This is a genomic window from Bradyrhizobium sp. 44, from assembly GCF_023073095.1.
GTDB lineage: Bacteria > Pseudomonadota > Alphaproteobacteria > Rhizobiales > Xanthobacteraceae > Bradyrhizobium.
Genome location: NZ_JADPIY010000016.1, coordinates 322,857 through 342,823 on the forward strand (window position 1 = coordinate 322,857; position 19,967 = coordinate 342,823).

The following is a 19,967-nucleotide window of genomic DNA, read 5'->3' on the forward strand; positions in this document are numbered from 1 at the left end:
GCGCAGGATTTCAGAACCCGACGTTGGGACATGAGCACGATGGATGCCACCGCTGCTTCGTCGATACGCCGCGACGAAACGCTGCCAGTCGCGCTGTTGCTGGCCTTCATCGGTGGCTACCTCGACGCCTATACGTGGATCATCCACGGCGTCATGGCTAACGCACAGACGGCCAATCTCGTCCTGCTGTGGGTTTATGGCTCGGTCGGCGACTGGACGAAGGCGCTCCACTTCGTCCCACCGATCCTTGCGTTCGCGGTCGGTATTGTCGCCGCGTCATGGCTGCGTCGGGCGGCGCCCGAGCGCGCCAGTGCCATCAGCACGCTGCTCGAGATTCTCCTGCTCGTCATCATCGCAGTCCTGCACAATCGCTTGCCGGATCTCGCGGGAACGCTTGGGATTTCGTTCGTCGCCGCCGTACAGAGCGCCGTTTTCACGAGGGTTGAGGGCGTGCTCTACAGCTCCGTCATGATCACGGGCAACATGCGGCAAGCGATTGAAGGCATGTTCGCTGTGGCCTCCCGGAATGGCTCGCTACGGCCGCCGGGCATTTTTGCTGTCTTGTGCATCACGTTCGGCCTTGGCGCCGCTCTTGGCGCGTTCGCGACCAAGCAGATCCCGGATCTGGCGCTCGGTGTCCCCGTGATCGCGCTCCTGGTTGTGCTGTTGCGTTGCGAAAGTCCGGACGACGAGGCCAGCCCATGACCTCATTGGACCGTAGATCGCGCCGGCCCTTCCTGTTTCCGCCCGCGGCTTGGCTGGCGGGGTATCACAGTGCCTGGCTGCGTTCGGACGCGATCGCCGGAATCACCCTCGCGGCTTATGCGATCCCCGTGTCACTGGCCTATGCCACGCTGGCGGGCCTGCCGCCCCAGATCGGAATCTACGGCTACATGCTCGGCGGCATCGGCTATGCGCTGCTCGGGTCGTCGCGCCAGCTTGCGGTCGGTCCGACCTCGGCGATCTCGCTGATGATTGCGGCGACGGTTGGGACATTGTCCGGCGGAGACGCGGCGAAATACGCCGAGATCGCAAGCCTGGCCGCATGCGCGGTGGCGCTGCTGTGCCTGATCGCATGGTTGTTCAAGCTCAGCGTTCTCGTCCGCCTGGTGAGCGACAGTATCCTGGTCGGCTTCAAGGCCGGCGCGGGACTTACCATCATGATGAGCCAGTTGCCGAGCCTGTTCGGCGTCGCCGGAGGCGGTCACAATTTTTTCGATCGCGCCATCAAGCTCGCCGGTCAGCTCGGCGGCATCAATTGGCTGGTTCTGGCGATCGGAGCCCTCGCGCTCTTGTTCCTGTTGGTGGGAGAACGGCGGCTGCCCGGAAGGCCGGTCGGGCTCACGATCATGGCGTTGTCGATTGTCGTGGCGACATTGCTTGGCCTTCCGTCCCTTGGCGTGCCGGTCACCGGGAAAATCCCAGAGGGATTGCCGGCTATCGGGTTGCCGAGTTTTGGCCTGTTGGAGCCCGACGAGCTCTTCCCGCTGGCTGCGGGATGCGTGCTCCTGGCCTATATCGAAGGCGTCTCCGCCGCCCGCAGCTTTGCTGCCAAACACGGCTATGCGCTCGATGTCCGGCAGGAGTTTTTGGGGCTGGGCGCGGCGAACCTCGTTACCGCCTTCGGCCACGGCTATCCCGTGGCCGGCGGGCTGTCGCAATCCGCGGTCAACGACAATGCCGGAGCGCGCACGCCGCTGGCCCTGGTGATCTGCTCGGTGACGCTTGCGCTATGCCTGCTGTTCTTCACGGGGTTGTTGACGAACCTACCCAAGGCAGTGCTTGCGGCGATCGTCTTTGCCGCCGTTTACAGGCTGGTGGACATCCGCGCGCTGTTGCGAATGTGGCAAGTCAGCCGCATCGACTTTCATGCCGCGGCGATTGCGCTGCTGGCCGTGTTGCTCCTGGGGATATTGCAAGGCGTCCTGCTGGCGGCTATTGCGTCGATCGTTCTGCTGCTGGCGCGGGCCTCGCGTCCGAATGTCGCGTTCCTCGGCCGGCTCCCCGGTACTGGCCGTTACTCCGACAATGCGAGGCACGATGGCGTCGAGCCATTGGTCGGCATCATCGCGTTTCGACCCGAAGCCTCGCTGCTTTACATCAATGCTGAAACGATCCTGGAAACAGTGTTAGGCACCTTGCCGCTATCGGTCGGCGTCAGGCTGGTTGTCTGCGATCTGTCGGCGTCACCCTACATCGATCTGGCCGGCGCGCGCATGTTGCATGACCTCTATGACGAACTCGCCTCCCGAAATATCACCTTCCGCATCGTCGGCGCGCACGCGCAATTGCGCGATCTGCTGCGGGCTGAGGGGCTGGCGGAAAAGACCGACAGCGGGGCGTGGCTTCGTTCGGTCGACAGCGTGCTCGGGGAAAGCATGACCGGACAATCATCTGATCCCAATCCATAGGATCCGCCCGACTTATTGGCCGGTCGGCTCTGATGCGATCTCACCATCGTCCTCGATCCGTCATGCGGCAGCGCTTTGGACGATGTCGCACCGGAAATTACTCCAGGCCTCTTCAAGATGCTCGACCCTTGACTTGGATCAATAGACCGAGGTGAGCGGGCACCACGATCCTAGCCGTGACATCGCAATGATCCGGAGAGAGACATGTCCAAGGACGCCAAGGCTGCAGAAAAGCGCATCGATCAGTTCATTTCCGGGCCCGGCGGCCGGGCGGACGACTGGCGCGATCTGGTCGAAGCAGCCAAAGCATGGGCGCGCGCCGGCGATCGCGCCAGGTACGATGCGGCACTGGCCGATCTCTCCGTCATTGAAGAGTTTCACGGGTATCCCGGGCTACAACTGATGGCCGCTTTGCGCGAAGCGGCCTCGGCCGGGGATGCGGCGGGTTCACTTGGTCTTGCGACGCGGATTACGCAGGCCCTGATGACAAGATCCTTCCGCCAACATGCCGGCGATTGGGATCCCAAGGACGACGGCAGTGGCGACGCACCCGAACTCGTGTCCTCGACTTTCGGCTCACATGCAGCCCGGCGACCCTATTTCGAAACGTTGGTCGTCACCGGCATCTCCTCCGAGAAGTGGCCGGCTCTCGCTGCCGAATGGCGCAAGTTGCGCCGTCCGGTCGATTCTTTCGTCTATGAGCCGGTGATCGTCGGCAGCCTCGAAGACGCCTTCTGCGCGACAATGCTCAACCCCAATATCGCCGCCGTCGTCATCAACGAAGGTTTCGGCCTGCGCTCGCGTCACGACGCGCCGATACTCCGCACCATGACCGCCGCCGCCGGCATCAATGACGAGGCGGACGCGTCCGCGCTCCGGCTCGCGCACGTCATCAAGCGGGTCCGTCCCGAGCTCGACATCTATCTGATGTCGAATCGCGACGTGGAGGCAATGGCGGGGAACCCCGAAGCCAATGTGGTCCGGCGGATATTCTACTCCATCGAGGAGCTCCTCGAGCTCCATCTCTCCATCCTCGAAGGGATCCAGGACCGCTTCGATACGCCATTCTTCGACAATCTCAAGAAATACGCGCAACGCCCGATCGGCACGTTCCACGCGCTGCCGATCGCTCGCGGCAAGTCTGTCTTCAGGTCGGACTGGATCCGCGATATGGGCGAGTTCTACGGCTTGAACCTGTTCCTGGCCGAAAGCAGCGCGACCACCGGCGGCCTCGACAGCCTGCTGGAGCCGACCGGCACCATCAAGAAAGCACAGGACAAGGCGGCGCGAGCGCTCGGCGCCGATCGCGTGTTCTTCGTGACCAACGGCACCTCGACTTCAAACAAGATGGCAGTGCAGGCGCTGCTTGGGCCGGGCGACATCGCGATCGTCGATCGCAACTGTCACAAGTCGCACCACTACGGCATGGTGCTGGCCGGCGCCCAGCCGATCTATGTCGAAGCGTTCCCGATGACGGAGTATTCGATGTACGGCGCGGTGCCGCTGAAGACCATCAAGCAGGCGCTGTTGAACGCGAGGGCCGACGGCAGGCTGGATCGCGTCAAGATGCTCGACCTGACCAACTGCACCTTCGACGGCCACATCTACAACACCCGACGAGTGATGGAGGAGTGTCTCGCGATCAAGCCGGATTTGATCTTCCTGTGGGACGAAGCCTGGTTCGGCTTCGCGCGCTTCTCGCCGTTCCTGCGGCGACGGACCGCGATGGGCGCCGCCAACGAGATCGAGGCCTGGATGCACGACCCGAAATCGGTCGCGGCTTACGAGAAGCAGCAGGCCGAGCTCGGCAAGACTCCGTCGGACGAGGTACTGCTCAAGACCCGACTGGTTCCCGATCCGCGGCAGATCCGCTTGCGCGTCTACCAGACCAACTCGACCCATAAGTCGATGTCGGCGATCCGTCAGGGCTCGATGCTGTCGGTCAAGGACGTCGAATTCCACACCGTCGAGCAGCAATTCAAGGAGGCGGTGTTCACGCACGCGTCGACCAGCCCGAACCAGCAGCTCATCGCCAGCCTCGACGTCTCGCGTCGCCAGATGGAGCTCGAGGGCTACGGCCTGGTGGCCAACGCGATCGAAATCGCGTTCGCGATCCGCAGGGCGGTCAACGGCAATCCGCTGATCTCGAAATACTTCCGGATTCTCGGCGCGGACGCGATGGTGCCGGCGCAATATCGCCAGAGCGGCTTCACCGACTATCTCGCAACAGGCATGAATTGGGCGAGCATCCTGAAGAGCCTGGACGACGACGAGTTCTGCCTCGATCCGACCCGCATGACCTTGGTGTGCGGCACCGCCGGCTACGACGGCACGCAGTTCAAGGGCATCCTTGCCAATGATTACAATATCCAGATCAACAAGACGTCGCGCAATTCGGTGCTATTCCAGTCCAACATCAACAACACCCGTAGCGATGTTGCGCATCTGGTGAGGGTGCTGGCCGAGATCGCGGGCGAGGTCGACCGCGGGCTGGTTCAGGGCGGTGCCAATGCGAAGAAGACCTTCGAGGCGCGGGTCAAAAGTCTGATGACCGATGTGCCCGACCTGCCGAACTTCTCGCAGTTTCACGACAGTTTCCGTGGCGATGCCGGCACCAAGACCAACGAGGGCGACATCCGCAGCGGCTTCTACTCGGCCTATGACGCAGCGGGATGCGAATATATCCGGCTCGGCGATTCCGAGATCGACCGTCGCCTCAAGGCCGGGCCGGACCTCGTCTCCGCGAGTTTCGTGATCCCGTATCCGCCTGGCTTCCCGATCATGGTGCCGGGGCAGGTCATCACCCAGGAAACCATCGACTTCATGCGCAAGCTCGATGTGAAGGAAATCCACGGCTACGACGCCAAGGAAGGGCTGAAGCTCGTACGCGCCGAAGCCCTGGCAAAGATCGGTCGGCCCAAGCCCGGCGCCGCGCCGAAGCTGAAGGCCGCATCATAATAAAGGGGACGGACATGCAAGGGTTTTTCACGTTCTTGCAGCAGAACCCGTTTCTGTTGCTGTTCTTCGTCGTCGGGCTCGCCGTCTGGATCGGCCGGGCCAGCATCAAGGGGTACGGCCTCGGCATGGTTGCCGGCGCCATCGTAGTGGGCGCAGCCCTTTCGGTCTGGGCCTCGACCTACGGCGTGAAGCTTGAGCTCAACACCTTTGCCAAGAGCCTCTTCTACTATCTGTTCATGTATGGCGTCGGCCTGCGCGTGGGGCCGTCCTTCATCAACAGCCTGAAGGGCGATGGGCTGAAATTCTGTATCCTTGCCCTGGTGTCGAGCGTCCTTGGTCTGGCGCTTGTCGTCATCTGCTCAAAACTCTTCGCGCTGCCGATCGGGGCTGCCGGCGGCATGCTGGCGGGGTCGCAGACCATGTCGGCCGCGATCGGTTCGGCCGAGCAAGCCATCACCTCCGGTGTCGTGAAGCTTCCTGACGGCATGAAGGCCGAGGACGCGTCGGGCATGATCGCGCTGTCCTACGGCATCACCTACATCTGGGGCACGGTCGGCATCATCTTGATCTGCAAGTACCTGCCGCGCTGGTGGGGCGTCGACGCCAAGGCGGCTGCCAGGCAGTACGAGCAGGAGTTCGGCGTCAAGGATCTCGAAGGCGGCGGCCTGACGGGTTACCGGCAGTTCGGCCTGCGCGCCTACCGGCTCGAAAACCCGGCCCAGGTCGGCATGAGCATCGCCAAATTCCGTGTGATGAATCCCGAATACCGCATCGTCAACGTGGCGCGCGGCGGAGAGCCGCAGGGCGCCGATCCCGAATTCGTCCTGCAAAAGGGCGACGTCGTCGCGCTCGGCGGCTCGACCGAACATCTGACCGACAAGATGGGCCTGATCGGTCCCGAGGTTGCCGACGCCAAGGCGCTCGGCATTCCCATGGATCAGGCGGACATCCTCGTCACCAACAAGGAGATGGCCGGACGGACCTTTGAATCCTTCCGCGATACGGCCATCGCGGGCCAGCTGCAGGTCACCAAGGTGGAACGTGGCGGCGTACAGATCCCTGCGGGTCTCAAGACTGAGTTGCAGCGGATGGACATCGTCTCGGTGGTCGGCATCAAGTCGGCAGTCAGCGAGCTCGGTGAGATGTGGGGACGTATTGCGCGGACCAACACCTCGACCGACCTGTTGACGCTTGCCTCAGGCATGATCATCGGCTTCCTGATCGGGATGATCGAATTTCCAGCCTTCGGCGCCAAGATCGGCCTCGGCAATGCCGGTGGATTGTTGCTGTCCGGCGTGATCGTCTCGTCGCTGGTCTCGCGGCTCCGCTTCTTCGGCAATACGCCGAACGCGGCGCGCAACGTGCTGGAGGATCTCGGCCTCGTGGTCTTCGTCGCCATCGTCGGTATCAATGCCGGCGCCGGACTGTTGGCGCAACTCACGGGCGCGGTTGCCTTGAAGATCTTCGTCGCCGGCTTCATTGCCTGCACGATCCCGCCGTTCATCGTCTGGGCAATCGGCTATCACGTGTTCAAAATTAATCCGGCCGTGTTGATGGGCGGCGTTGCCGGTGCGCGGTCGCACTCCGGTCCGTGCCGCGAAGCCGCGGTGGAAATCCAGAGCTCCGTGCCCTGGATCGGATTCCCGGTCGGCTACGCGGTGTCCGGCATTCTGCTCACCGTGTTCGGCTACTTCGCGATGATCCTGGCTCAATAGTTCGGCGTCACAACCAGAGGAAATAAAACTCATGAGAAAAGTCGCTATCTATGCTGCCCTGGTCGCCTCGCTGGCAGGCGTCGCCGGCTTCAGCACGCCCTCGCGGGCAGAGACCGGTCAGGTGGCCGTTGTCTTCACCAAGGGCGGTTTCATCGTTGGTGTCGGTGGCGGCGAGGGCGTTCTGCTGCTCCGGGGCCACAAATATCCCTTCACCGTCTCGGGCATGAGCGTCGGCTTCACGATCGGCGCCTCGACCACCAAGCTGGTCGGCCGCGCCCTCAACCTGAGGGGGCCGGAGTCGATCGAAGGCTCCTATGCTGTGGGCGGGGCGGGCGGTGCCATCGCCGCCGGCGCAGGTGCCGTTCAGCTGCAAAACGGCAACGGCGTGATTCTGCAGCTCAGCGGACCGAAGGTCGGAGCCGAGCTGTCAGCTGCGGTGGGGGGCGTGACGATAAGTTTGAAGCGCTAGAGCGGCAGTCGGGCCGCTTTGGCGGTCGCGGCGGCGTTCAAGCCAGAATGGCGGCTGCTTCTCTCAGGCACGTAAGTCAGGGAAGCGGCCGCAGATCAGCGCCAGGTTCGGGTGCCAACCGCGTTTCGCGAGGCATCGTCGAAAAGCGGATCACGGCACCCATACCGAGGAGGACATGCCATGCTTCGTTCTCTCCTAGCTCTTGCTGCGACCTTCGTTCTTCTCACGGCCACGCTCATTCCTGATGACGCCTATGCCCGCCGCGGAGGCGGTGGCGGCTATCGCGGAGGTGGAGGGGGCATGCGCGCCGGAGGTTTCCATGGCGGCGCCGTTCACGCCGGTCGGATCCATGGCGGAGGCGGACGCCATTACGCAGGAGGTCCGCGGCCAAGCCATCCGATCGCCGGTCGTCCGGGTCGCCCCGGTTACCCTGTTGCGGGCCGTCCCGGCCGTCCGATCGCCGGTTATCCTGGAGGCTATCCGCGATATGGCTATCGAGGCGCGGCTTACGGTGCTGCTGCCGTCGGTGCGGCCGCCGCCGGCGCCTATGGATACTACAACAACAACTACAACAACGGTTGTTATCAGGACACGTATGGCAACTGGGTCTGTCCCAATCAGTACCCGTATTGAAAGAATGCGTTGCTGACGGGCCCGGCGAAGTCCGTCGGCAGCATCGATCGGACCGCGCCCGCCGTGCGGCCCGATCACCTCGTCAATAGCGTTCGGTGACGAAGTTCATCCCGCGCAGGACCGCCTGGTCATTGTAGCGCCCCTTGTCTGAACGCTTCGGCAGCTTCACCTTGTCCTTCTTGATCCGCTTGTGCGGGATAGCCTTCAGGATGTGCGCGATACAGTTCAGCCGCGCCCGCCGCTTGTCGTCGGAGCGAATGATGTACCAAGGCGCGTCCTTCGTGCTCGTCTTCTTGAGCATCAGGTCGCGCGCGCGCGAATAATCATACCAGCGTTTAAAGGATTCGAGGTCCATCGGACTCAGCTTCCATTGCCGCACCGGATCGTCGATGCGGGCGTTGAAGCGGCGCTCCTGCTCGTCCATCCCGACCTCGAGCCAGATCTTGATCAGGATGATGCCGCCGTCGATGGCGTACTTTTCCATCTGCGGGCAGAGCGCGAGGAAACGATCGTGCTCGGCGGGCGAGCAGAACCCCATGACATATTCGACGCCGGCGCGATTGTACCAGCTCCGGTCGAAGATCACGATCTCGCCGCCGGCCGGAAACTGCTTCATGTAGCGCTGGAAGAAAAGCTGCGTCTTTTCGCGATCCGATGGCGCCGGCAGCGCCACCACCCGGAATACGCGCGGGCTGACCTTTTCTGTGATCGCCTTGATCGTGCCGCCCTTGCCGGCCGCGTCGCGGCCTTCGAACAGGACGATGACTCGAAGCTTGTTTTCCTTTACATAATCCTGGAGATGGCAAAGCTCGATCTGGAGCTTTTCGAGCTCCTTCTCGTAGTCCTTGCGTTTCATCCGCTCTGAGGCTTCGTCCTTTGCCATGCCGCTCCGCCTTCTCTTAACTCGGCCGAAACGTGATCAGTCGCCCCAGGAAATGATGACGCCGATGTCGCCGGGCACGCCGTCAGGAAAATCGATGACCTGATAGCCGATGCGATAGCCGCGAGGCTTGAGGTATTCGGACCAGAGCTCGAAGATCTCTTTTGGAATTCCCGTCAGCGTTTTCTCCCAGCCCGCCTCCATTTGGTTGATCGCGCGGCCCTTGTCGGTGCACAGGGTGTTCGGGAAGCGATAGACCTGCACTTCGGTCAGGCCGTTGCGAACCGCGCGCTGGATGATGGTCGAGGCGAGCTTGATTTTCTCCTCCTCGGATTTGCCGGACGGTTTGCTCAGCCGTTCGATCAAGTCGCGCTTCTCGGCTTCGGCCGCGGCGGCGAGGCGAACATATTCCTCGGCCTTTCTGGCTTCCTCGAGTGCAGCTTCCTTGCGAATTTGCAGTGCGTTGGCAATGAGCTCATCGATGCCGGGCATGATTGGTACGTTCCTGGCTTGCTGTGGGAGCGGAGTCAGGGCTAAGCTAGGTTTCGCGCCGTTCGGACCTTTGATTCATATCAAGCAATTTTCTCACCTGCGCGGCCACGGTAACGAGCCGGCGCGCAGACCGCCCTGATCCCTTCTGTGGAGGCGACCATTGAGCGAGCAACTTCATCCGATGGCCCCGCATCATCTGCCGTTCTATCTCGCGCCGGGAAGCGGCACGGACGTGTTGATGGTCGTGATGGGAATCTTCCTGGTCGGCACCGTGCTCTGGGTCGGTACGCTCTATTGGAAGCTGCACAGCCTGCCCGAACGAATGGCGCACAAGTCGCAGAAGCTGCAGTTCGAGATCGTGGCCGTGCTGGGCATCATCTCGCTCTTTACGCACATGCACATTTTCTGGGTGGCCGGCCTTCTGCTCGCGATGATCGACTTGCCAGATTTCGGCACGCCGCTGCGGAGTATCGCAGGCTCGGTCGAGAGGATCGCTGACGCCGCGCCAGGTGAGGGTCGGGAGCCCGAACTACCAGGCTTGCCGCCGGTCGAGAAGCCGATCGCCAAGAAGGAGCATAGCCATGTTTGAGCTCATGTTCTGCTCCCTTCTGACCATCCTGCCGGACTACCTCTACCGCCGCTATGCCCAGGGCAAACGTTTCGGCAAGGAGATCACCTTCTTTTCCATCTGGTATGAATTGCGATGGGGCATCACCGGCTGCCTGATGCTGACGATTTCTCTGATCACCATGATCTTCTACTTTCACCCGTCAACCACCTCGGCCACGCTCTATTTTCGCACGGTGCCGATCCTGCCCGAGGGCTCCGGCCGGGTGGCGGAAGTCAATGTCGGCTACAGCGAGGCCGTGAAGAAGGGTGACGTGCTGTTCAGGCTGGACGGTTCGAAGCAGAAGGCTGCTTTGGAAACAGCCACCCGCAAGATCGCCGAGGTCGACGCTGCGATGACAAGCGCCGAAAACGACGTCGTCAAAGCCGAAGCGCAAATCCAGGAAGCCAAGGCCAGCCTTCAGCAGGCCAAGGACGAGCTGGATGTCAAGACGGAGTTGCAACGCCGCAACCCCGGTATCGTCCCGCAGCGCGATATCGAGAAATTACAGGTCGTGGTCAATCAGCGGCAGGCTGGTGTGGACTCTGCCACCGCGTCCAAGACGTCAGCGACGTTGCGACTTTCAACGCTGTTGCCGGCTGAAAAGGCGAGCGCCCAGGCGGCCTTGGCGGAAGCGCAGGTTGATCTGGACAAGACCTTTGTTCGCGCCGGGGTCGACGGCCGCGTGGAGCAATTCCTGGTCCGCACCGGCGATGTCGTCAATCAGCTGATGCGCCCGGCCGGCGTGCTGGTTCCGGACGGTGCCGGCAGGCGCGCCTTGCAGGCCGGCTTTGGTCAGATCGAGGCGCAGGTGATGAAGGTCGGCATGGTGGCGGAAGCAACCTGCATCTCGAAGCCGTGGGTGATCATTCCCATGGTCGTCACCAGCGTCCAGGATTTCATCGCGGCCGGGCAGTTCCGAACCGGCGAGCAACTGATCGAGGCGCAGAATGTCGGGCGACCTGGAACGATTCTGGCTTTCCTGGAGCCGCTCTACAAGGGCGGGCTAGAAGGCGTGACGCCGGGCAGCAGCTGCATCGTCAATGCCTATACCAGCAATCATGAGGAGATCTCCGCGAAGGAGACGGGCACGGGGCGGGCAATTGCCTTGCACGTCGTCGATGGTGTTGGCCTCGTGCACGCCATGCTCTTGCGAATTCAGGCGCTCTTGCTGCCGATCAAGACGTTGGTGCTGAGCGGGCACTGACAGGCTTCGCTTTGGTTTGAATCGCACTTCGGTTCAGCGATGCGCCTCAGTTGAGCCGGTCTGGCCTCATGAGCCAGTCCGACCACCGAGCGCATATCAACTGTGAGCGCCACATGGTCCCTGCGAGAATGCCGGTTTGGCTTCGTTCTATCATTGTCGCCAGCGCTGTTGTGCTTGTGCTTGGAGCTGGCCTGTTCGGCTACCGCTGGTACTCTCGCCCGACGACGCTGACCATCGCGGTCGGATCGCTGGATGGCGAAGCCACGCGTCTGGTATCGGCTTTGGCAAGCCGGCTTGCCGTCGCGAACGCACCGGTCCGGCTCAAGCTGGTGGAAACCACCAACGCGCTTGATGCTGCCGAGCAGTTTGCGGCGGAAAAGGTCGAGCTTGCTGTCGTTCGCGGTGACGTCGGCGACCTATCGCAGGCGCAGGCTATCGCGGTCCTCGCCCATGCCGTCGTCCTGTTGGTTGCGCCGCCGGGCTCCTCCATTACCGAAATCGCTGGTCTGAAGCGCACCAGCGTCGGCGTGATCGGCGGCGAGATGAATCGCAAGGTCGTCGACGTCCTCAGCGACGAATACGGCCTTGGACGCGCCAACGTGACATTCCGCAATCTCCAACCGGCAGACGCGCGGCGGGCACTCGATGCCAAGGAGGTACGGGCGATTTTGATCGTCGTTCCTCTTGTCGAAAAGTATCTGGCCCTCTTGCGCGGCCTCTTTCTGCAGACCCCGAAGACCGCGCCGGTCCTCCTTCCCGTCGAGGCGGCTGGTGCCATCGCGGAAAAGCAGCGCGCCTACGAAAGCTTCGATGTCCCGAAGGGCACGCTGCGCGGTTCGCCGCCTGTCCCGAGCGAGGATCTCACCACGCTGCGGGTTTCGTTCTATGTGGTCGCGCAAAAGCAGCTCAGCGTAGAGGTGGCGGGCAGCCTGGCCGACGCGCTGATGAAGGCACGCAGGGACCTGCTCGGCGAATTGCCGATCCTCTCGCAAATGACCGCGCCGAGCACGGATTCGGACGCTTTCCTCCCGGTCCATCCCGGCGCCGCAGCATTCTACAACGGAACGCAGCAGAGCTTTCTGGACGAATGGGGAAACGCGATCTTCCTCGCGCCCATGATTTTCGGCGGCCTCATCTCCGTATTGGCGGCGGCTTGGAAATTCCTTCAGGTGCGTGATTCCTCTAAAGACGAACGGGGCCTGGACTTGCTGTATGCGCTGGGCGCGCGGATACGCAGGACTGAGGCGGAGGCCGAACTGTCCGATATCGAGGTCGAGATCGACCGGGTGCTCCAGGGCCAGCGCGCCAAGGCCGCTGCAGGAGACGAGAATGCGCTCGATGTCTCCACACTGAATGTAGCCGCGCACCGCCTTCAAAGCCTGATCCACGATCGCCGGATCTTACTTTCTGCGCGGCTGGGCAGCAGCGGCCAAGCGGTGCGGCCGGACATCGACCGGATCGAACGTCCGGCCGCGGAGTGAATAGCTCCGACCTCCGGGAGAGCTCCATCTTCTTTGATCTTGATCAATAGAAGACACTGATCGTCCAAGATGCTTGGTCCAACGGGAGCTCAAGGGAGGACGTGATGCTTCGTTGCCGGAACACTCTGATCGCGATGGCGTTGCTCTTGGCGATGCCGGTCGCCGCAGTAGCCCAAACCGCAGACGCTCCGGCGGCCCCAAGTAGCCAAGTCCAAACCGCCGGCAAGCCTCCAGCGGCTGCTGAGTTGCTCAAGCCCGAGCAGCTCGAAGCTCTGGTCGCACCGATTGCGCTCTATCCGGACGAACTGCTTGCAAACATGCTGGCCGCGTCCACCTATCCCTTGGAAGTCGTTCAGGCCGATCGCTGGCTGAAAGAGCGCAAGACTCTGAAGGGTGATGCCCTGAAGACTGAAGTCGAGAAGCAGCCTTGGGATGACAGCGTCAAGGCGCTGGCCTCAACCGCCGAAGTGTTGACCATGATGAGCGACAAGCTCGACTGGACCAAGGCGCTGGGCGACGCCGTGCTCGCGCAGCAACCGGATCTGATGGATGCGGTGCAGCGGCTGCGGACCAAGGCTTATGACAACAAGAAGCTGGTGACCACCACGCAGCAGAAGGTCAGCGTTAAGACCGAGGAAAGCAGGCAGGTGGTCGTGATCGAGCCGGCAGTTCCCGACACGATGTACGTGCCGTACTACGAGCCTGCGACAGTCTACGGCGCGTGGTCCTACACCGAGTATCCACCGTATTACTTTGGCTATCCCTCCTATATCGGCGCGGGTGTGGTCGCGGCTGGTCTTGCATTCGGCACGGCTTGGGCCATTGGCCGCTGGGGCAATTATTGGGGCGGCGGCTGCAACTGGGGCAACCGCAACGTCTATATCAATCACCGAACTACCAACATCGGAAACGCCTGGCAACACAATCCGTCGCATCGCCAGGGCGTTCGCTACAACAATTCAAATGTTCAGCAGCGCTTCGGCAATAGCAATCTGAAGGCCGGCGCCGCCGACCGGATGGATTTCCGCGGCCGCGACGGACAGCAGAAGCCGGGACAGGATCGGCCTCGTGCGGGAGATCGTGCCGGCGAACGCGCAGGTGATCGAGGCGGTGACCGACAAGGCCCGGGGGATCGTGCCAAGGCGGGGGGCGATCGTGCTAAAGGTGGTGGCGATCGCGCGGCCAAGGGTGGTGGTGCCAAGAATGCCGGCGCAAAAAGTGCCAGCTCTAAAGCGGGCGGTGCCAAGGGCGGCGGTGGCGCCAAGGCAGCGAACCGCGGGGGTGGCGGCGCCCTGAACGTGTCGTCGGGCCGCTCGGCGGCTGCAGCATCGGCCCGTGGCCAGGCGAGCTTGGCGAGCATGGGACCGCGCGGTGGCGGCGGCGGAGGTGCGAGCTTCGCCGGCCGAGGCGGCGGCGGAGGCTTCCAGGGTGGCGGTGGCGGTGGCCGCGGTGGTGGTGGTGGCGGTGGCGGACGGCGTTCCGATATCGGGCTGAAGCATGATGTCGTTCTGCTCGGCCATCTCGCAAGCGGCCTTGGTTACTACCGCTTCAGCTATATCGGCAGCGACAAGGCCTATGTCGGGGTCATTGCGCAGGAAGTCGAAGAGGTGAAGCCAGAAGCCGTTACCCGCGGAGCCGATGGTTATCTCCGGGTCTATTACGAGAAGCTCGGTCTAAAATTCCGTACGTATCGGGATTGGCTCGCCGGCGGCGCGACGATTCCTGCGCAGGTGATGCCATGATAAGCTTCAAGTCGCTTCATCGCGTCGCCCTGCCGGCCATCATGGCGCTGGCGCTCACGAGTTCGCCATCCCGGGCGCAGCAATCGTATCCGACACCGGAGGATGCAGCGGCGGCGCTCGCGTCGGCCGTCAAGAGCGGACCGGAACGGGCCGTCCTGAAAGTGCTCGGCAGCGCTGCCGAGGACATCGTCTCGTCCGGTGATGAGGTCGCCGACATCGACATCCGGAAACGTTTCACCTCGATGTACGACGCCAAGCATTCGATCAAAGCGGAGGGTAACAAGAAGGCAATGCTGATGTTGGGTCCGGACGAATTCCCGTTCCCGATCCCGCTCGTCAACACCAGGACCGGCTGGGAATTCGATATCGCCGAAGGTCGCATCGAGGTGCTCTATCGCCGCATCGGCCGCAATGAGCTCGACGCCATCCAGACCAGTCTCGCCTTTGTCGATGCCGAGAACGACTACGCCGACAAGGATCGCGGCGAGGGGGCCGGCGTGTACGCACAACGCATCGTCAGCAGCGCGGGCAAGAAGGACGGGTTGTTCTGGCGTGACGACAATGACCAGAGCCCGCTTGGCGCGTTAGCAGCGCAGGCTTCGGCTGAAGGCTACAAGGCCGAGGAGGGTGCGGCGCCCTACCACGGCTATTATTTCCGGATCCTGAAGGGGCAGGGGTCGAACGCGCCAGGCGGCGCGCTCAACTATGTGGTCAAGGGCAAGATGCTCGGAGGTTTTGCACTGGTCGCCTGGCCTGCCGAGTACGGCAATTCCGGCGTCATGACCTTCCTGGTCAACCATGCGGGCGTTATCTATCAGAAGGATCTCGGTTATCGGACCAAGGTTCTCGTTTCCCGCATGACTGCATTCGATCCGGACCAGACCTGGAAGAAGGTCGATGGTACAAAACCCTGAGCGACGCACGCAGATAGTGCGTCTGGCACCCTCGTATCGGTCGCCAACCTTAGCGCGATCATGATCTCTATGAAGTGAGCGAAAGGCGGAGCGATGTGACGGCCTCGTAGTGTCATTGCGACGAAGTGGGAGCGGAGATTGGCATCTCCAACTCGAAAACGGAGCCCCTGACGTCCGATTTGACCAGCCTCAACTTTCCTCCGCACCTTGCGACCAGGTTGGAGGAGATGGCCAGTCCCAACCCCATACCGCCTTGCTTCGTCGTAAAGAAAGGGTCGAAGATGCGCTCTTGATGACGCGGTGTGATGCCGGTGCCCGAGTCCTCGACGGACAAATGGACCGTTGCGCCACCATCGAGGGCGGTTTTCAGACGGAGCTCTCGTTGGTCGGCGGGGACAGAACTCATTGCGTCAATCGCGTTTTTGCAGAGGTTCAGGACAATCTGCTGAAGCTCAGTGCCGTCCAGTGCGACTGGAGGTATGTTGCCCTGAAGCTCCGTCGTCACTGATACGCCATTGGCCAGGAGATCGTGCTTCAACAGTCTCAGCGTAAGCTCCGCGATGTCCTCGACGTTTGCCGAAGCGCCGCCGCGCGCCGTTTTGATTGTCATCTCGCGAATGCTCGATATGATGTCAGCCGCCCGACCGCCGTCGGCTTCGATGTCACAGAGGATGTTCTCGAGTTCCTCGAGTTCAGGGGAGGCAGCTCGCAAGTGACTCAACCCTGTCGCAGCATTGAGCGAGATGGCCCCTAATGGCGACCTCAGCTCATGGGCGATCGCGCCAGTGACCGCGTCGATGCTGAGAAGCCGGTTCGCTCGTTCGCGTCGCTGCAGGGCAATGACGCTGGCAAGGCGCGAATAGATAAACATCGTTTCGATGAGCAATACGGTCAGCAACATGCAACTGCCGACCAGAACGAAACCGCGTGCTGCGTACCAACCGATGGTGAACCGAACCGAGCTGCCGATGATCGCCACCAGGAAATTGGGCAGGTAGGCGAGTAAAGTCACCATTAGCCAAAGGTCAAGAATGGTGCGCATGCGCGCAAACAGGACGGTGAGAGCGGTCACATTCCAAAGCAAAAGTATCAGGTTGACCTGATTACCGAGAGGGGTCTGATGCCTGACGTCGTTCACGTAGAAGCTAGGGAGAAATTCGGCTTTCGCGGTCACCATCCACGTCAGTGCTGCCACGGTGGCAGCGATGCAGCCGAAAGCTAGTGCGATCGCGGCTATTGCAGGTCTGCCTGGTCGGCCGGCGGCGGAGTGATCTTTTGTGAATCCGTACACCAGGATAGCCGCGGGAAAAGCCGTGTGCCAAAGCACGTAAAGCCAAGCGGGGCTATCCAGTCCATTTCCAATGACACCTGCGGTGGCGTATCCGTTCGGAAAGGCGAGCGTTTGCAGGAATGCGAACGATCCGCTGAAAACGTATCCGCTCGCGAGTGCGAGAAGTGCCCGCTGAGGCTGGATCGAAAATTGAGCAAACAGCAGGGCTGCCGTGATGAATTCGGCCAGGGCCAACGCGGTCTGCAATACTGGAACGAAACCATTGATCTGGCCCAATTGGATCCGGGCGAACGGCGCGATGGCCGCTGCAAGGACGATGAGCAAGACGGCGACACCCACCGCCCAGGCCTTTTGGCGAGGGGTTGCGGGCATGTTCGCGATGATCAATGGGAATTCTTGCTCATCATCGTAGGCGGGCTCGGCGGCTGCGTTGGCCGATCGTTGGCTCGCTCGCGCAATGCCCGGCCCCGATGCTGTCGCACCGCCGCCAAGTCCCATGAACTTGCGCTGGCTCATTCCGCCTCCGAGACCACGAGACAGCATCTTACTCGTCCCCGCGCCCGTTGAAAGCCCATAAGGGGGATCGGCGTGTTCGGAAGAGACATCTGACGGCCGGACTTATGTTCGCAACATGGCCTCGATCTCTTGCGCTGCTTCAAGCAGCGTGCGGTCTTGTCCGCGCGCGGCGACGACCTGAAGGCCGAATGGAAGCCCGTACCGATCCGTTCCGCACGGTATCGAAATCGCCGGCAGGCGGGCATGATTGACAAAGGGAGTTAACGCCGCGTGCGCGCGCGGACTCGCCGCGCGGCCACCGATCCTGTCGGGTCCGGACTGGGTGAATGGCCACGCGACACAGGGGACGGTGGGCGCCAGCAGCAGATCGACCTCGGCGAAGAATGCCGCGAAAGCATTGGCGATCCCGGCACTTGCCAGCAACGCACCGGCAACGTCGGCGCCCGACCACGACATCCCCCGCTCGATCTGCCTGGCGATGTCAGGATCGAAGACGGTCGGATCCTCGCGGAAGGCGTCACGATAGAGTGCGGCAAGGCCGGCGTGCTGAAGCGGCATCATGGCTTCTTCCGTCGCGCCCGGCGGCCAGACGGGATCGCGCTGCGCGATGCCGAGGCCCGCGGCGGAGAGACGCGCGATGGCGAAAACGAGCCCGTTAGCGACAACATCATCGACGGCGACGTCGAGCCCAAGGCGTGGCGAGAACGCGATGCGCAGACCGGCGATGTTTTTAGCCCCTTGAGCGATGGGGGCTGAATCCGGGTCGCGCGGATCGATACCGGCCATGGCCTCGAACGCCAACGCGATATCGGCGATATCGGTGGCGATCGGCGCGATGACGGAGAGGCCGAAGAACGGTTCGGCGAAGCCGGGCCCATAGGGGATCGCGCCATACGACGGCTTGAACCCGGCGATGCCGACATGAGCCGGCGGCCTGCGGCTCGATCCGCCCGCATCGGTGCCGATCGCCAGCGGCACGAGGCCGGCCGCAACCGCGGCAGCAGGGCCGCCCGACGAGCCACCGGGTGTCAACGTGGGATCGAGCGGATGCCGCGTCGGCCCATACAGCGGCGAGGTTGTCACGCCCTTGCAGGCGAATTCGGACGTTGCGCCGATGCCGACGACGACGGCGCCGGCCTTGTGCAGCCGCTCGATCGCAATCGCGTCGCGCGGCGCAATGAAATCGGCGAACAGGCGAGAGCCCTGCGTTACGCGCCAGCCGCCGACCCAGATGTTGTCCTTGACGACGACGGGGACACCGGCGAGCGGCATCGTCTCGCCGGCGCGCAGGCGATCGTCGACCGCTGCGGCGTCGGCAAGCGTACGCGCGGGAGCGGTCGTCACCACTGCGTTCAGCGCCTTGGCGGCCTCGATGCGCGCAAGCGCGGCCTTGGCGGTCTCGACCGCACTCGTCCGTCCGGCGGAGACGTCGGCCGCAATCTCGCACGCGCTACTTTTTCGGGTTGTCATGGCCTCCCCAGATCAGTGCCAATGTGCCGCAGAGGGCGAGGCACGCCAAGGCGAAGAAGGCGGCACCGAGACTGGCTGCGCCGTCCAGGAGCGACACCAGTGCCGGTGCCGCCAAGAGGCCGGCGTAGGATGCTGTCAGCACCGCGCCGGTGGTTTCGCCGATCCTGTCCTGCGGCGCGAGGCGGGCGATCTCGGCCACGAAGACACCGTTCCAGCCCGAGGCCGTCAGGCCGAACAGAGTTGCAATCGCAAACTGGCCCGTCCGTCCGAGCGATGCGCCATCGAGACCCAGCAGCGCGGCGCAGAAAGTCATGCCGAGGCTGATGACGACGAGAACTCCGCGTGAGGCGTTGAGGCGCATTGCGACGAGGCCCCAGCCGAGCCGGCCGACCAGCCCGCCGGCCTGGGCGCAGGCGAGCGCCATACCGGCCTCGACATGGCTGAGGCCGAGTTCGCGGGTGCCGAGCGTGACGAAGACCGTATTGAGCGACACCTGCATTGCGCTGAACGGCATCGAGGCCAGCGCCAGCATTCCGATGCGTCGATCCGCGGTCACCAATGCCAGCCGCATGCGAAGGCCAAGCTGTGGCTGTGGAATGATCTTGGCGGCGTAAGCCGGCCGCAAGCACTCGAACCACGCTATCGCCAGCAGCGCACAGGCACCCACGGCGGCATAGCACCAGGCGGGCCCGAGCGAGATTGCGATCGCGGGCAGAACCAGCGAGCCGCAGACGGCGCCGATCTGGTTTCCGGTCTGGCGAACCGAGAACACGAACGCGCGCCGCTCGGTCGTCACGAGCCGCGCCAGCAGCGCCGCGCTTGCGGGCGTCTCCGGTCCGAAGGTGAGGCCAAGACAGAGGCCGGCTGCGAGCAGGGCCGCCGTCGAGCCGAGCGAAGCCAGCGCCATGCTGGCGATGATCGCCGCCGCGCAGAGGCTCGCGATCCGCAGCGAGCCCAAGCGGGCGATGAACCCGCCGCCCCAGAACGAGGCGGGAATGCCGACCGCGAACACGGCGCAGGAGAACATCGAGAGCTGCCAGACTTCGATCTGGGCGCGCGGTGCCACCACGCCCGGCGCGAACAGAGCCAGCGCCACCAGCGCCTGCAGTGAGGTCATGGCGCCAAGCGCCGGCAGCAATGCCGGCGCTGGTCGAACGGCCGTGTTTGCGTCTACCATGGTG

At 62.9% G+C, this 19,967-nt stretch carries 16 protein-coding genes; 11 read left to right on the plus strand and 5 right to left on the minus strand.

The window, feature by feature from the left end; translation table 11 throughout:
- Positions 1 to 30 precede the first annotated feature (30 nt).
- The 6 genes from IVB41_RS18005 (at position 31) to IVB41_RS18030 (ending at position 8,186) form a co-directional block, all read left to right on the plus strand.
- Positions 31 to 705: a YoaK family protein gene (locus tag IVB41_RS18005; protein ID WP_247433471.1), complete on the plus strand. Its 675-nt coding sequence runs from the start codon at positions 31 to 33 to the stop codon at positions 703 to 705.
- On the plus strand, positions 702 to 2,411 hold the full coding sequence (locus IVB41_RS18010; RefSeq protein WP_247433474.1) for a SulP family inorganic anion transporter: 1,710 nt from the start codon (positions 702 to 704) through the stop codon (positions 2,409 to 2,411). The genes IVB41_RS18005 and IVB41_RS18010 overlap by 4 nt, the downstream gene beginning before the upstream one ends.
- A gap of 204 nt (positions 2,412 to 2,615) precedes the next feature.
- Positions 2,616 to 5,369, plus strand: coding sequence for a decarboxylase (locus IVB41_RS18015; RefSeq protein WP_027569345.1), 2,754 nt, complete (start codon positions 2,616 to 2,618; stop codon positions 5,367 to 5,369).
- 14 nt (positions 5,370 to 5,383) lie between these two features.
- Positions 5,384 to 7,084, plus strand: coding sequence for an aspartate:alanine exchanger family transporter (locus IVB41_RS18020; RefSeq protein ID WP_027569346.1), 1,701 nt, complete (start codon positions 5,384 to 5,386; stop codon positions 7,082 to 7,084).
- 31 nt (positions 7,085 to 7,115) lie between these two features.
- Positions 7,116 to 7,553, plus strand: coding sequence for a hypothetical protein (locus IVB41_RS18025; RefSeq protein WP_027569347.1), 438 nt, complete (start codon positions 7,116 to 7,118; stop codon positions 7,551 to 7,553).
- Between the two features lie 180 nt (positions 7,554 to 7,733).
- The gene (locus tag IVB41_RS18030) at positions 7,734 to 8,186 is read left to right on the plus strand and encodes a hypothetical protein (RefSeq protein WP_247433477.1); all 453 of its coding nucleotides are present in this window, start codon (positions 7,734 to 7,736) and stop codon (positions 8,184 to 8,186) included.
- An 82-nt stretch (positions 8,187 to 8,268) separates the two neighbouring features.
- Here the strand turns inward: IVB41_RS18030 and ppk2 are convergent, their stop codons facing one another.
- Entirely contained in the window at positions 8,269 to 9,069 is an 801-nt protein-coding gene (ppk2, locus tag IVB41_RS18035; protein WP_247433480.1) for a polyphosphate kinase 2, read from the minus strand.
- Between the two features lie 36 nt (positions 9,070 to 9,105).
- Positions 9,106 to 9,558 carry a hypothetical protein gene (locus IVB41_RS18040; protein ID WP_247433482.1) on the minus strand — a complete coding sequence of 151 codons (453 nt, stop codon included), beginning with the start codon at positions 9,556 to 9,558 and terminating at the stop codon, positions 9,106 to 9,108.
- Positions 9,559 to 9,739: 181 nt separating this feature from the next.
- On the opposite strand from IVB41_RS18040, the gene IVB41_RS18045 reads away from it, so the two are divergent.
- The 5 genes from IVB41_RS18045 to IVB41_RS18065 all read left to right on the plus strand — a co-directional run bounded on the left by IVB41_RS18045 (position 9,740) and on the right by IVB41_RS18065 (position 15,509).
- Positions 9,740 to 10,147 (plus strand): hypothetical protein, encoded by a 408-nt coding sequence (locus IVB41_RS18045; RefSeq protein ID WP_035962349.1) that lies wholly within the window; start codon positions 9,740 to 9,742, stop codon positions 10,145 to 10,147.
- Positions 10,140 to 11,372, plus strand: a complete 1,233-nt coding sequence (locus IVB41_RS18050) for an HlyD family secretion protein (RefSeq protein WP_247360152.1) — start codon at positions 10,140 to 10,142, stop codon at positions 11,370 to 11,372. The genes IVB41_RS18045 and IVB41_RS18050 overlap by 8 nt, the downstream gene beginning before the upstream one ends.
- A gap of 113 nt (positions 11,373 to 11,485) precedes the next feature.
- On the plus strand, positions 11,486 to 12,853 hold the full coding sequence (locus IVB41_RS18055; RefSeq protein ID WP_247434809.1) for a TAXI family TRAP transporter solute-binding subunit: 1,368 nt from the start codon (positions 11,486 to 11,488) through the stop codon (positions 12,851 to 12,853).
- Between the two features lie 104 nt (positions 12,854 to 12,957).
- A complete protein-coding gene (locus IVB41_RS18060; RefSeq protein ID WP_247433487.1) occupies positions 12,958 to 14,595 on the plus strand; it encodes a DUF3300 domain-containing protein in 1,638 nt (545 codons plus the stop codon).
- Positions 14,592 to 15,509, plus strand: coding sequence for a DUF2950 domain-containing protein (locus IVB41_RS18065; RefSeq protein WP_247433490.1), 918 nt, complete (start codon positions 14,592 to 14,594; stop codon positions 15,507 to 15,509). The genes IVB41_RS18060 and IVB41_RS18065 overlap by 4 nt, the downstream gene beginning before the upstream one ends.
- 112 nt (positions 15,510 to 15,621) lie before the next feature.
- Here IVB41_RS18065 and IVB41_RS18070 read toward each other — a convergent pair whose 3' ends face one another.
- From IVB41_RS18070 to IVB41_RS18080, 3 genes are all read right to left on the minus strand, one after another.
- Positions 15,622 to 17,316: an MASE4 domain-containing protein gene (locus tag IVB41_RS18070; protein ID WP_247433493.1), complete on the minus strand. Its 1,695-nt coding sequence runs from the start codon at positions 17,314 to 17,316 to the stop codon at positions 15,622 to 15,624.
- 102 nt (positions 17,317 to 17,418) lie between these two features.
- Complete coding sequence (locus IVB41_RS18075) at positions 17,419 to 18,786, minus strand: amidase (protein WP_247433496.1); 1,368 nt, start codon at positions 18,784 to 18,786, stop codon at positions 17,419 to 17,421.
- Complete coding sequence (locus IVB41_RS18080) at positions 18,767 to 19,963, minus strand: MFS transporter (protein ID WP_247433498.1); 1,197 nt, start codon at positions 19,961 to 19,963, stop codon at positions 18,767 to 18,769. The genes IVB41_RS18075 and IVB41_RS18080 overlap by 20 nt, the downstream gene beginning before the upstream one ends.
- Positions 19,964 to 19,967: the final 4 nt, after the last annotated feature.